At 42.0% G+C, this 11509-nt stretch carries 16 protein-coding genes; 14 read left to right on the plus strand and 2 right to left on the minus strand.

All coding sequences use genetic code 11. The annotated features are described in order from the left end of the window. The first annotated feature begins 62 nt into the window (after window positions 1-62). The 8 genes from gloA2 (at window position 63) to T359_RS0117210 (ending at window position 3568) form a co-directional block, all read left to right on the plus strand. The gene (gloA2, locus tag T359_RS0117180) at window positions 63-440 is read left to right on the plus strand and encodes an SMU1112c/YaeR family gloxylase I-like metalloprotein (protein ID WP_022767537.1); all 378 of its coding nucleotides are present in this window, start codon (window positions 63-65) and stop codon (window positions 438-440) included. A gap of 99 nt (window positions 441-539) precedes the next feature. Beyond that, on the plus strand, window positions 540-1352 hold the full coding sequence (locus tag T359_RS0117185) for an SDR family NAD(P)-dependent oxidoreductase (RefSeq protein ID WP_026518476.1): 813 nt from the start codon (window positions 540-542) through the stop codon (window positions 1350-1352). Window positions 1353-1396: 44 nt separating this feature from the next. Further along, window positions 1397-1744, plus strand: a complete 348-nt coding sequence (locus T359_RS0117190; protein WP_026518477.1) for a DUF2200 domain-containing protein — start codon at window positions 1397-1399, stop codon at window positions 1742-1744. A gap of 132 nt (window positions 1745-1876) precedes the next feature. Beyond that, entirely contained in the window at window positions 1877-2053 is a 177-nt protein-coding gene (locus tag T359_RS22630) for a hypothetical protein (protein WP_155840165.1), read from the plus strand. A 195-nt stretch (window positions 2054-2248) separates the two neighbouring features. After that, window positions 2249-2425, plus strand: a complete 177-nt coding sequence (locus tag T359_RS22890; protein WP_197027118.1) for a hypothetical protein — start codon at window positions 2249-2251, stop codon at window positions 2423-2425. A gap of 209 nt (window positions 2426-2634) precedes the next feature. After that, a complete protein-coding gene (locus T359_RS22295; RefSeq protein WP_026518478.1) occupies window positions 2635-2820 on the plus strand; it encodes a MerR family DNA-binding transcriptional regulator in 186 nt (61 codons plus the stop codon). Next, the gene (locus T359_RS20925; RefSeq protein WP_242839122.1) at window positions 2766-3170 is read left to right on the plus strand and encodes an isochorismatase family protein; all 405 of its coding nucleotides are present in this window, start codon (window positions 2766-2768) and stop codon (window positions 3168-3170) included. The genes T359_RS22295 and T359_RS20925 overlap by 55 nt, the downstream gene beginning before the upstream one ends. A gap of 14 nt (window positions 3171-3184) precedes the next feature. Continuing rightward, window positions 3185-3568 (plus strand): VOC family protein, encoded by a 384-nt coding sequence (locus tag T359_RS0117210; protein WP_026518479.1) that lies wholly within the window; start codon window positions 3185-3187, stop codon window positions 3566-3568. Between the two features lie 197 nt (window positions 3569-3765). Here the strand turns inward: T359_RS0117210 and T359_RS0117215 are convergent, their stop codons facing one another. Next, window positions 3766-4659 carry a LysR family transcriptional regulator gene (locus tag T359_RS0117215; RefSeq protein ID WP_026499096.1) on the minus strand — a complete coding sequence of 298 codons (894 nt, stop codon included), beginning with the start codon at window positions 4657-4659 and terminating at the stop codon, window positions 3766-3768. A gap of 127 nt (window positions 4660-4786) precedes the next feature. Between T359_RS0117215 and T359_RS0117220 the strand changes: the two genes are divergently transcribed. The 3 genes from T359_RS0117220 to T359_RS0117235 all read left to right on the plus strand — a co-directional run bounded on the left by T359_RS0117220 (window position 4787) and on the right by T359_RS0117235 (window position 7167). Then, window positions 4787-5824, plus strand: coding sequence for a YeiH family protein (locus T359_RS0117220; protein WP_026496659.1), 1038 nt, complete (start codon window positions 4787-4789; stop codon window positions 5822-5824). Window positions 5825-6180: 356 nt separating this feature from the next. Beyond that, the gene (locus T359_RS0117230; RefSeq protein ID WP_022762007.1) at window positions 6181-6465 is read left to right on the plus strand and encodes a metal-sensing transcriptional repressor; all 285 of its coding nucleotides are present in this window, start codon (window positions 6181-6183) and stop codon (window positions 6463-6465) included. A gap of 54 nt (window positions 6466-6519) precedes the next feature. Then, a complete protein-coding gene (locus tag T359_RS0117235) occupies window positions 6520-7167 on the plus strand; it encodes a YoaK family protein (protein ID WP_035773381.1) in 648 nt (215 codons plus the stop codon). A gap of 218 nt (window positions 7168-7385) precedes the next feature. Here the strand turns inward: T359_RS0117235 and T359_RS0117240 are convergent, their stop codons facing one another. Continuing rightward, on the minus strand, window positions 7386-8471 hold the full coding sequence (locus T359_RS0117240) for a CdaR family transcriptional regulator (RefSeq protein ID WP_026518480.1): 1086 nt from the start codon (window positions 8469-8471) through the stop codon (window positions 7386-7388). 180 nt (window positions 8472-8651) lie between these two features. Here T359_RS0117240 and T359_RS0117245 point away from each other — a divergent pair, with 180 nt between their 5' ends. The 3 genes from T359_RS0117245 to T359_RS0117255 all read left to right on the plus strand — a co-directional run. After that, the gene (locus T359_RS0117245) at window positions 8652-9809 is read left to right on the plus strand and encodes a glycerate kinase family protein (RefSeq protein ID WP_026518481.1); all 1158 of its coding nucleotides are present in this window, start codon (window positions 8652-8654) and stop codon (window positions 9807-9809) included. Then, window positions 9802-11070 (plus strand): GntP family permease, encoded by a 1269-nt coding sequence (locus tag T359_RS0117250; protein ID WP_022779920.1) that lies wholly within the window; start codon window positions 9802-9804, stop codon window positions 11068-11070. Before T359_RS0117245 ends, T359_RS0117250 begins: the two co-directional genes overlap by 8 nt. A 149-nt stretch (window positions 11071-11219) precedes the next feature. Next, a partial coding sequence (locus T359_RS0117255) for a MarR family transcriptional regulator (protein ID WP_026518482.1) occupies window positions 11220-11509 on the plus strand: 290 nt, incomplete at its 3' end.

Raw genomic sequence — 11509 nt, forward strand, 5'->3', positions numbered from 1 at the left:
ATAATATTCCAGGATAATGAAATAAGCAAATCGGTTTTTCTGGTTAAAACAGGAGGCGCCTCATGAAATTAAATCGCATTCATCATATTGCGGTGATTTGTTCCGACAAAGACACTGCTCTGAACTTTTACCATAATAAGCTTGGCTTTCGAATTCTGCGAGAGAACTATAGACCGGAACGGGATGATTGGAAGATTGACCTTAAGCTCGATGACAGCGAAATTGAACTTTTTATTATGAAGGATCATCCACTCCGTCCTTCTCCCGAAGCTTACGGATTGCGTCATCTTGCTTTTCGTGTAGATAGTGTAGATGAGACCGTCGCAGAATTGGAGTCTATGGGTATCCCTTGTGAACCGATACGACGGGATGCTTTCACGGGTGAAAAAATGACGTTTTTCCGTGACCCGGACGGGCTTCCTTTGGAAATACATGAGTAAACTACTTGTGACAAATGAGATTGGTCTGGCTGAAGTGTTAGCAAGTTCTCCCGGAAAACAATGCAGAACGACAAATCGGGATTTGCAGAGGTGAACGATATGGTTGATTATGGACTAAATGATAGAGTAGCTATTATTACAGGAGCAAATAATCCGTGGGGAATTGGAGCAACGACAGCATTGGCTTTTGCTCGTGAAGGAGCAAAGGTTGTCTTAGTATATAAAAAAATCTTCAGGACGTTTGATGCATCCAAGATGGATAAAAATGGTGTAGACAGATACTACGGAGCAAATGCGGGAACGGCAGAGGTGGTAGAAAGCAAACTCAAGGAAATGGATGCGGAGTATCTTGTCTTAGAAAGCGATATTTCAAATGAGGATGCAGTAAAAGAAATCTATTCTACAGTCCTTGAAAAATATGGTCGAGTTGATATTTTGCTTAATAATGCCGCAACAGATGACGAAACTGGCTATGATACGATTGAAACGATTACGCAAACTGTGATTGATGATACTTTTGCGGTCAATGTTCGTGGGAGTATTTTGATGATTCGAGAATTTGTTAAACATCGCGGTGATTATGGAAGAATCATCAACATCTCTACTGATGCAGCGCAAATTTTCGCAGGTCAGATTACTTATGGAGCAAGCAAAGCAACCTTAGAGGCACTTACCCGTAGTATTGCTCTTGAGGTCGCGCCGTATGGAATTACTGTGAATTGCGTTTCACCTGGTCCTACACAAACAGGATGGATTGATGAAGATTTTGAAAAGGTAGTCATTCCGTTAATTCCAATGGGAAAGTTAATTCAACCAGATGATATTGCCGAAACGATTTTGTTCTTGGCAAGCAAGCTGGCAAGAATGATTACAGGTCAGGTAATCAAAGTGTCTGGTGGAAAGGCACTATAAATTCCAGTTTTTTCAGGAAGACAACTTTGGAAAGGAGAAACCATATGCCACGGCAGTCTATATTCGATATGAAGTTTTCGAACGTGTTCCCCCTGTTAATCCAAAAGGCTGAGAGGAAAAGCAGGACCCGTGCTGAGGTTTACGAAGTAACTGCGTGGCTCACGGGCTATACCTCGGAACAGATAGACGCTGCCCTTGGCTCTGAGATTACCTATGGTACATTTTTCACCGATGCACCTTCTTACAACCCCCGTGCCGAACTTATTAAAGGCAAAATCTGCGGTGTTCAGGTGGAGACAATTGATGATCCCTTGATGAAAAAGATTCGGCAGCTCGACAAGCTCGTCGATGAACTGGCAAAAGGAAAAACGATGGAAAAGATTTTACGATGAGGCAGAGCATTCCAGATAACAAACATGTCGTACATTCATTGTACTGAATGGCGGAACACACGGGGAGAGATAATACTAAAGTTACGACAGCAGACCGAATTAATAACATTTTTTTGAACGATAACATCGTTTATGTTTTCGTATAACAAAAGTGTTAATAAAGAGGCAGCGCTATACAGGTATGACTTCCCGGAGATACTGCTGATCCACACACAGCGTCCGGACGCAACAGCCTGTGCTGAAATGGAGATCTGGAACAACCGCATGAAGCATCGATGCAGGAAGCCCTTCTCAGCTGTATCAGGATAGAATAATTCTTATCACTGATATGGTTGGGGAGGGCTGTTTGTTATACACGCAAAACACAAAACTGCTGTTTTTTTGAAGTTTTGCGTTTATAGTATAAGCAGTGAGGTAGATTGGAAATTCCCAGAGGGGACAGGCTTTTATCAGCCGATTGTCCTCGCCAGGAAGTGAAAATACGGGATTTGTGGAGGGAGATAGATGGTTGAATATGGATTAAAGGATAAAGTGGCGCTGATTACAGGGATGAATAATCCTTATGGGATTGGTGCAACGACGGCGCTTGCTCTTGCTCGTGAAGGAGCAAAGCTGGTTCTGGTATATAAGAGAATCCACAGACCATTTGATGAGAATAAAAACCATCGAATATCAGCATGATTGGTTTTTGCGAGCTTATTTGCACACAGTCGATAATGATTGTGTGCAAATTTTCTATTCAGTATAATGGTAGAGTCTTTGTTTTCTTAAATAACACGTGTAATCATTTGCGGCAGAAGAAATCACATGTTTTTTTAAAAAAAGTTGTTGACTGTAAACATTGTTTATAGCCTACAGTTGCTTCATGAATTGAAAATGGAGGTGCATGTATGACAATTAAAGAAGTGGAGCAGCTGTTAGAAGTTCCCAGAGCAACGATAAGGTTTTATGAAAAAGAGAATCTTATAAAGCCAGTCAGAGAAGTATTATTGATGCTCCAAGGAAGAATGGCGTTGAGGTTATTTACGTTCAACATGATGATGGACCAGGGACAGGCTTTTCTGATGGCGATGTAGATTTTGAAATAGCTGATCAGGTGGCTCCGAAGCCTTTAGAAAAGATATTTGTAAAAGAAATAAATAGTTGCTTTGGGAATAAAGGACTTGTCGAGTATCTAGATAAACAGAAAGTCAAAGCGCTGATGATAGTGGGACTTCAGACTAATTTCTGCATTGATGCTTCTGTGAAATCAGCTTTTGAAAGAGGCTATAGAGTAATTATTCCAAAGGGCACCAACTCTACTGTTGATAATGACTACATGGATGCGGAGACAACGTACAAGTACTACAATGAAATGATGTGGCCTAATAGATTTGCGGATTGTGTTTCTTTGGACGAAGCAATTGGAATGATGGAGAGACTATGAACAATCAAGAGATCATGAAAATTGAACACATAGCGATGTATGTAAATAACCTTGAAGAGGTCAGGGATTTCTTTGTAAAATATCTGGGTGGGACTTCAAATGCTGGATACCACAATGCCTCTACGGATTTCAGATCCTTTTTCGTATCATTTGATGATGGAGCAAGGATTGAGATAATGAACAAGCCCCAAATGGATGATTCAGAGAAGACTCTTAACCGTTCAGGATATGTTCATCTTGCATTTTCTGTAGGAAGCAAAGAAAAAGTAGATGAGCTTACGGAACGATTGAAACAGGACGGCTATGAGGTCATAAGTGGTCCGCGAACCACAGGTGACGGATACTATGAAAGTTGTATCATAGGAATTGAAGGCAATCAAATAGAGTTGACGATATAGGTAGCATACGTATTAAATATCATAAGCAATATGCCACCGGTTGGCGCTATTACCATGCTGAGCATGATAATATCTGAAAGCGTACTAATCACATATCCGATTCAGATTTTTGTAGGAAGTAGCTTGATTCTTTTTCTGTCCCGGATGATTTTCATGAGACGGCAGGATAACAAGCTTTATGAAAAAGAACATGAACTTCATGCAGAATGAGTTATAGGTTGTATTTCCTCACATATTGCACGGATCTCTTCACTGAAAACAGTATCTTTGGGCCAGATGAAGGTAAAATCATGTTTTACCCTAAAGTCGTCAAGGGGGATTGTTTTCAGATATCCGGACTGCAGTCCTGATGCAACCGCTGCTTTATATAAAAAGGTGATGCCACAATCTTTTTCAATAAGGCTTATTATGGCATGCATGTTCTCCACCTGGGTAAAATTCCTAAAATCACTTGTGGAGTAATTGTTCAGGGCAAGAGCTCTTTCCAATATATTGCGCGTTCCTGAACCGGGTTCTCTTATAAGAATTCGCTCGGGAAAGAGATCTTTTATCACGCGTGGCTTCTGATTGAAAGAGTGCTTTGCCGAACAGACAGGAACGAACTCTTCTTTGCTAAAAAGCAGCGTTTCATAATCATTTTCAGGGAAATATCCTTCTACAAGTGCAAAATCTATAACACCGTCGGAGAGTTTTTTAAGAAGCTCCGATGTGTTGCCAAATGTAATCATAAGATTAGTATCCGGGTGATTTTTTATGTAATCACTGATCGGATCAGCAATTATGTATTCTCCTATGGTCATGGTGACACCAAAAGAGATGTCTTTTAAGCCATGGTTATTCTTTGAAAGTATTTCTTTGAGACTTTCATCATCATTTTTTATCTGATTCATTTTTTTATACAGGAGTTTTCCGTTATCAGTTAGAAAAAGTTTTTTTCCATCCTGAGTAAACAGCTTTGTCCCGTATTCATTTTCAAGATGATGTATGTGCTGAGAAACAGCGGGCTGAGTAATATTCAGCTCCTTAGACGCCTTGGTGAAATTGAGGTGCCTGCAAACACATAGAAAGGTATCTATCCTGAAATCCAGCATAATCAGTCCTCCCTAACGATAAGAAATGTTTATGGATATATAATAATATATAATTTTATCTTTTTCAAAAGACAGAATAGAATAAGACCTGCGAAAGAACAGATTAAAAAGAGAGAGAGGTCTTGAGATGGATTTTTTGAAAAAGAATTACATGGGAGTAATAGTATGCTTCACTATTGCAGTTCCTTCATGGCTCCTGGGAAAGCGCTTCCCTGTCGTTGGCGGAGCGGTGATTGCAATCATTCTGGGCATGATAATAGCCCTGTTCTGGAATGACAAGGGGAAGGCGGCTGATGGAATAAAGTTTACATCAAAGATAATTCTGCAGGAGGCTGTTGTCCTCCTTGGATTTGGTATGAATCTTTCGGTCGTTCTTCAGACCGGGAAACAGTCACTTCCTATAATTATCTGCACGATTTCAACATCGCTTATCCTATCATGGATTCTTCATAAGGTTATGAATATCAAAGGAAACACAGCTACTCTTATCGGAGTTGGCTCATCAATATGCGGCGGCTCAGCAATTGCAGCTACGGCTCCTGTCATTGATGCGGATGATGATGAAGTGGCACAGGCAATTTCTGTGATATTTTTCTTTAACGTGCTGGCAGCACTTCTTTTTCCTTCGCTGGGAAAGCTTATAGGTTTTGATATCACAACAGGAGAGGCTTTCGGTATTTTTGCGGGAACTGCAGTTAATGATACTTCTTCCGTCACCGCAGCTGCATCAACCTGGGATAGTATGTGGAACCTGGGGAGTCAGACTCTTGATAAGGCAGTTACGGTCAAGCTTACAAGAACACTGGCTATCATACCTATTACACTGGTACTTGCGTATCTGAGGGCAAGGGAAGCAAAAAAGGATGGAAGTTCGACAAATGGCTTTAGCTTTAGAAGAGCATTTCCGATGTTCATAGTCTTCTTTGTGATTGCTTCAATTATCACAACTATTTGCTTGAGAGCAGGTGTCCCTTCTTATGTTTTTAAGCCACTTAAGGAACTTAGCAAGTTCTTTATAATAATGGCCATGGCTGCTATTGGCTTGAACAGTAACATAATCAAACTAATTAAATCAGGTGGGAAGCCGATTTTGCTTGGCGGCTGTTGCTGGATCGGAATAACAGTTGTCAGCCTTTTGATGCAGCATGTAATGGGAATATGGTAAAAGAAAAATAGGCGTTGACAAATACTCCCCCCTAGTATATATTGCAAATGGTAGGGGGGACTATTTTGTCGTCCCGTATTTATTGTCAAATTATGAACCAAAAAGACTATGAAATTTTTGGATGGACCTAGGGAATCCACCGCAAGCGGTACCACCCTTAGGTCGAAGAATGGAGGATACTCGAATGAAACTTGAAGAAATACTAAAGATGGTTGATCACACACTGCTTGCTCAGGGAAGCACATGGGATGAGATAAAAAGGAGATAGAAGATCTTGGCTATAAGGTTGTTTCTGTACAATAAATAGCCGGGATATGATACTATTAGTCAACATATGAATAATAGGGAGATTACTTATGGCACATAAAAAGACAGTCAGAACAGCAGCACAGAAAAAGGCTCTGACCAACCGGTTGAAACGTCTGGAAGGGCAGATACGTGGCCTGGAAAAAATGATCGAGGATGACGTATATTGCAACGACATCCTTCAACAGTCCATGTCTGCAGCCTCAGCAATAGACGGCTTTAATCAGGAACTTCTTGGATATCACCTGAAAGGATGCGTTACGGACGGCATAAAAAATGACGATGAAGAAATCGTGGACGAATTATTGAAGACGATCCGTAAACTCATGAAATAAAAGAATTACATTCATGAGTAACTATTCCGCGATAATAAAATATGTAGGAGAAATATGCAGACATCTGAGAGTTTTCGATTAAGTGCATTATTATCCTTTTCAGGAGGATTACAGGATGCGTATACATATAATATGAGGGATAAAGTCTTTGCCAATGCACAGACCGGCAATGTTGTTTTAATGAGTCAGAACCTGATGCAGGGTAATTTTATGCAGGGGTTACACTATATGTGTCCGCTTTTTTCGTTTGCTGCTGGGATTTTTATAGCAGAGAGAATTGAAAACGAGTATAAATGTGCTGAAAAAATCCACTGGAGACAGATTATCATAATAATTGAAATGATTGCGCTTAGCATTGTCGGACTTCTCCCCATGGATATGAATATGATAGCAAATATGATTGTGTCATTTTCATGTGCCATGCAGGTGCAAACATTTAGAAAAGTACATGGATATGGATATGCAAGTACCATGTGCATTGGAAATCTGAGAAGTGGAACAGAGAGCCTTTCTAAATACCTTAGAGACAAAAACAAACAATCTTTGTACAAATCATTTCACTTCTTTGGAATCATTCTGATATTTGCTATAGGAGCAGGATTTGGCGGAGTAATATCCGGAATCATTGGGATAAAAACCATATGGATTTCGGTAGTCATACTGCTTATAGTTATCAATATGATGGTAAAAGAAGTAAGGTAAAATTGGCATACAATACGCGGTTTGCGGGAGGCGATGGTTCAGCAGGTGCTATTCTCCAACTCCGCTAAAAATGATGGTCTAAAGGAATTTAAGATCTCACCGACCGGAGCTACAAGGCAGCCATATCATTGTAAAAGGTATGGCTGTTCCCAATAAAATAGTGTTCTCATATTCCGTTTCCCTTTTTTCTGTCATAACAATATAGAAGATAAGACTTTTTATCCCTGATCACGAAGCGCCAGGTAAAAGAGCACCGCCTCCCTAAATTTTCTGGGATTTAGCCCGCTACTCTGGCTAATCCTGTTAAGTCGCTGCTGTACGGTATTTTTATGTAAAAACAGTTCATCTGCGGTGGCGGCCAACGACATTTCTTTTTCATAATAGATCTCAAGAAATTTCCTGTCTTCCCCTGAAAGTGTGGAAAGCACTTTGTCAGAGAATTCCCTAAATTGCTGCTTTGAAATACCGGAAAAGAGTATTTCCAATGTCAGTGTATCGAAATTGACATAGTAAAGCTCCTTATCTTTGATCGTTTTCAGTGCATGCTCTGCGCTTTGATAGGATTCATTACATTTATAAACTTCTACAGCCTTCCCGATTGCTGTCTTCACAATCTCCCCATGCTCTTCGGCGAAACGAATAAACATATACTCCTTTTTATCAAATTCTTCCGCTTCAACCAAGCCGATAAATAGTTTCGGATAGTTATAGACATAAATACCATTTCTCATTGAGCTGAACAGAGCCTCCACCTGCTGCTCAAGTAAGGAAATATTCACGGGATTATAGCGGCTGTTTACTTCGATCTGTACCATTCGGTAGGTTTGTTCCCAAACAATATTAAACTCCCTGAAGCATTCCCGCAGATAGTCAATGTTTTCAAATTCGCTGTAGATCAGTGAGCGGATCATGTACTGCTTCTTTTCATCTAATGTACGATGGACAGCATTTAATTCCTGTTCATGAAGGAGCAGGCTCGCGATTCGTTCAGCCAGCTTGGCAAAACGTCGAACTTCTGAGGGTTCGCCGGAAATACCGACCACTGCGATCACACGCATATGGTGGAACACCGGAATATTGATTCCCTTATGAGTTCCCGGGAATTGCTCATCCGATTCCACTTCAATGGTTTCTCCGGTTCGTGCCGACTCCCTTCCGATGTCATGGTATGTGTTCAGACGATCCGGGTCGCTGGAGGCATAGATCATCCCATTGGTATTGATGAAGTTGACATGATAACCGCAGACAGCATGGATATTGTCGACAATCTGCTGCGCCAGATTCCTGGAAATTGATGTGATCATGGTAAAACCTCCGGATTGCAGATGCTGTAATCATAGCTAATGTCATAGATGACAATTTATTTGCTAAATAATATATAATTAATATTATGTGTAACATATCATAATGAAATTCTTTTGTCTATAATACATTCATAACGAAGCAGAACTGGAACAGTTAATCGAAAAAAGGAGAAAAGCGTCATGAAGGTTGTAACAGCAATAGATTCTTTTAAAGGAAGCATGTCCTCCATCGAAGCCGGTTATGCAGTAGCCGAGGGCTTTAAAAGAGCAAACCGCACTGTGGAAGTGGCAGTCCGCCCGCTGGCCGACGGAGGTGAGGGAACGGTGGAAGCACTGATCGAGGGAATGAACGGAGAACGACACGAGGTTGTTGTGACAGGTCCTTTGGGAAGCCCGGTGAGCTGCGCTTACGGAATTATACGTGATACCATGACCGCTGTGGTGGAAATGAGCGGCGCCGCAGGCATAACTCTGGTGGCAAGAAATGAATTAAACCCTCTAAATGCGACAACCTATGGTGTCGGGGAAGTCATAAAAGATGCGATCAATAAAGGATGTAGGCGTTTTATCGTAGGGATAGGCGGAAGCGCCACAAATGACGGTGGCGTAGGCATGCTGCAGGCACTGGGTTACGGATTTCTGGATAAGGCCGGAAGGCAGATTCCTTTCGGTGCCAAGGGCCTTAAGGAGCTTGAGACCATCACCGATACCTATGTAATCCCGGAGCTTAAGGATTGCGAGTTCATGGTAGCCTGTGATGTTACGAATCCGCTCTGCGGAACCGACGGCTGCAGTGCGGTGTATGGTCCTCAGAAGGGGGCAACTCCTTCCATGATCATGGATATGGATAAATGGCTCGGCTATTATGCTGCGGCTTCAAGGGAAAAATATCCCCATGCAGATCCGAAGTATCCCGGCACCGGTGCAGCCGGTGGTCTTGGATTCGCTTTTTTAACCTATACAAACGCAAAATTACAGTCCGGGATCAATATCGTACTTGAAGAGACTAGGCTGGAGGATTATATCAAGGACGCCGATCTTGTGGTGACCGGGGAAGGCATGCTGGATTTCCAGACAGCTATGGGTAAGGCACCTGTTGGTGTGGCAAAGCTGGCAAAAAAATACGGCAAGCCCGTGATCGCCTTTGCAGGTGGAGTGACTGAGCAGGCTGTGGAGTGCAACCGAAACGGTATCGACGCATTCTTTCCCATTGTAAGAGGTGTAACCACACTCGATGAAGCCATGGACAATACAAATGCCAAAAACAATCTGGCTGCTGCTGCGGAACAGGTAATACGGCTTATGCTCATAAATATAGGAGGAACAAGTCATGTATGATTTTTCAACCATCGGTGCAATCATTGGTATGGCAATTGCCATTATACTTATAATTAAAAAATTCCATCCCGCTTACAGTCTGATCCTCGGCGCCCTTGTCGGTGGTATTGTGGGATCTGCGGGAAATCTTGGGTTAACAGTAAGCACGATGATGACAGGTGCCGGCAGTATGATCACTTCGGTGCTGCGCATCATGACTTCCGGAATCCTTGCCGGTGCTCTGATAAAAACCGGTGCGGCGGAAAAGATTGCTCAGGGAATCGTCGGAAAGCTTGGCGCAAAAAAAGCCCTCCTCGCCGTTGCCGTTGCAACAATGGTAATCTGCGCTGTTGGTGTGTTTGTGGATATCTCAGTTATTACAGTAGCGCCTATCGCTCTGGCTATAGGTAAGGAGGCCGGTTACAACAAGCAGTCCCTTCTTCTTGCCATGATCGGAGGAGGAAAGGCCGGAAACATTATTTCTCCTAATCCCAACACCATCGCAGTCTCAGAATCTTTTGGTGTGGATCTGACATCTCTTATGATGAAAAACGCGATTCCGGCAATCTGCGCACTAATCGTAACCGTGATTCTTGCCAATCTTCTTTCAAAAAAAGAAGGGCTTAAGGTGCTAGAATCCGATCTTGAAAAAGGTGAAACCAAGGAGCTGCCTTCATTCCTGACAGCAATTCTGGGACCTTTGGTGGTGATCATCCTTTTAGCGCTTAGGCCTATCGCAAATATTACGGTGGATCCTATGATCGCATTACCAATCGGCGGTCTTGTCTGCACCATTGCCACAGGTAATATCAAAAAGTTTGGATCCTTTGCAGAATTCGGTCTCGGAAAGGTAACAGGTGTTTCCATCCTGCTACTTGGAACCGGAACCATTGCAGGAATCATCAAAGCCTCTGCCCTTCAGCAGGATGTTGTGAATATTCTGAACATCTTTAATATGCCGGCTTTCCTGCTTGCTCCAATTGCAGGTATCCTGATGGCCGGAGCAACAGCCTCAACCACGGCAGGAGCAACAGTTGCAGCCCAGACCTTCTCTTCGATCCTTACTGCCGAAGGCGTAAATGCTCTGTCTGCCGGCGCTATGATTCATGCCGGAGCAACAGTGATAGATTCTCTGCCCCACGGTTCCTTCTTCCATGCTACAGGCGGTGCAGTAAACATGAACATTTCGGAGCGGATGAAGCTTATAATATTTGAAGCTTTGGTAGGATTAACAAGTACGGTGGTCGCAGTGCTGATATTTGCGGTGACATCCGCAATTTAGCAGGTCATGAATAATCCTTCATACTTACAGATTTAATCTCGAAAGAAGAAAAGAAATGATAGAACATAAAATCCGAAGTTATGATATGTGTGCTTGACACAAATACTCCTATATCGTAGTATAAAACTACGATATAGGAGTATTTAATTATGAAGACAAATGGTGGATTTCTTGTTACAAAAATAAAACAGCTGGGTGATCGTATATTTGAAAGGATACTGGCAGAAAAAAACATTGATGCATTTAACGGAGCTCAGGGAAGGATTCTTTATGTCTTATGGCAGGAAGATGGTGTTCCTATTAAAATTATTTCCGAGAAAAGCGGACTTGCAATTACTTCACTTACAACCATGCTTGAGCGGATGGAAAAAAACGGACTGATAAGCCGCAAAACTGATGAAGCTGATAAGAGAAAAACTCTTCTGTTCCTCACAGATAA

The organism is Butyrivibrio sp. MC2021 (assembly GCF_000621605.1).
Taxonomy (GTDB): domain Bacteria; phylum Bacillota; class Clostridia; order Lachnospirales; family Lachnospiraceae; genus Butyrivibrio.

Excerpts from the sequence above, each read along its gene's own strand:
- gloA2 (WP_022767537.1), top strand. The coding sequence starts at position 63 with ATGAAATTAAATCGCATTCATCATATTGCGGTGATTTGTTCCGACAAA.
- T359_RS0117185 (WP_026518476.1), top strand. The coding sequence starts at position 540 with ATGGTTGATTATGGACTAAATGATAGAGTAGCTATTATTACAGGAGCA.
- T359_RS0117190 (WP_026518477.1), top strand. The coding sequence starts at position 1,397 with ATGCCACGGCAGTCTATATTCGATATGAAGTTTTCGAACGTGTTCCCC.
- T359_RS22630 (WP_155840165.1), top strand. The coding sequence starts at position 1,877 with ATGTTTTCGTATAACAAAAGTGTTAATAAAGAGGCAGCGCTATACAGG.
- T359_RS22890 (WP_197027118.1), top strand. The coding sequence starts at position 2,249 with ATGGTTGAATATGGATTAAAGGATAAAGTGGCGCTGATTACAGGGATG.
- T359_RS22295 (WP_026518478.1), top strand. The coding sequence starts at position 2,635 with ATGACAATTAAAGAAGTGGAGCAGCTGTTAGAAGTTCCCAGAGCAACG.
- T359_RS0117210 (WP_026518479.1), top strand. The coding sequence starts at position 3,185 with ATGAAAATTGAACACATAGCGATGTATGTAAATAACCTTGAAGAGGTC.
- T359_RS0117215 (WP_026499096.1), bottom strand. The coding sequence starts at position 4,659 with ATGCTGGATTTCAGGATAGATACCTTTCTATGTGTTTGCAGGCACCTC.
- T359_RS0117220 (WP_026496659.1), top strand. The coding sequence starts at position 4,787 with ATGGATTTTTTGAAAAAGAATTACATGGGAGTAATAGTATGCTTCACT.
- T359_RS0117230 (WP_022762007.1), top strand. The coding sequence starts at position 6,181 with ATGGCACATAAAAAGACAGTCAGAACAGCAGCACAGAAAAAGGCTCTG.
- T359_RS0117235 (WP_035773381.1), top strand. The coding sequence starts at position 6,520 with ATGCAGACATCTGAGAGTTTTCGATTAAGTGCATTATTATCCTTTTCA.
- T359_RS0117240 (WP_026518480.1), bottom strand. The coding sequence starts at position 8,471 with ATGATCACATCAATTTCCAGGAATCTGGCGCAGCAGATTGTCGACAAT.
- T359_RS0117245 (WP_026518481.1), top strand. The coding sequence starts at position 8,652 with ATGAAGGTTGTAACAGCAATAGATTCTTTTAAAGGAAGCATGTCCTCC.
- T359_RS0117250 (WP_022779920.1), top strand. The coding sequence starts at position 9,802 with ATGTATGATTTTTCAACCATCGGTGCAATCATTGGTATGGCAATTGCC.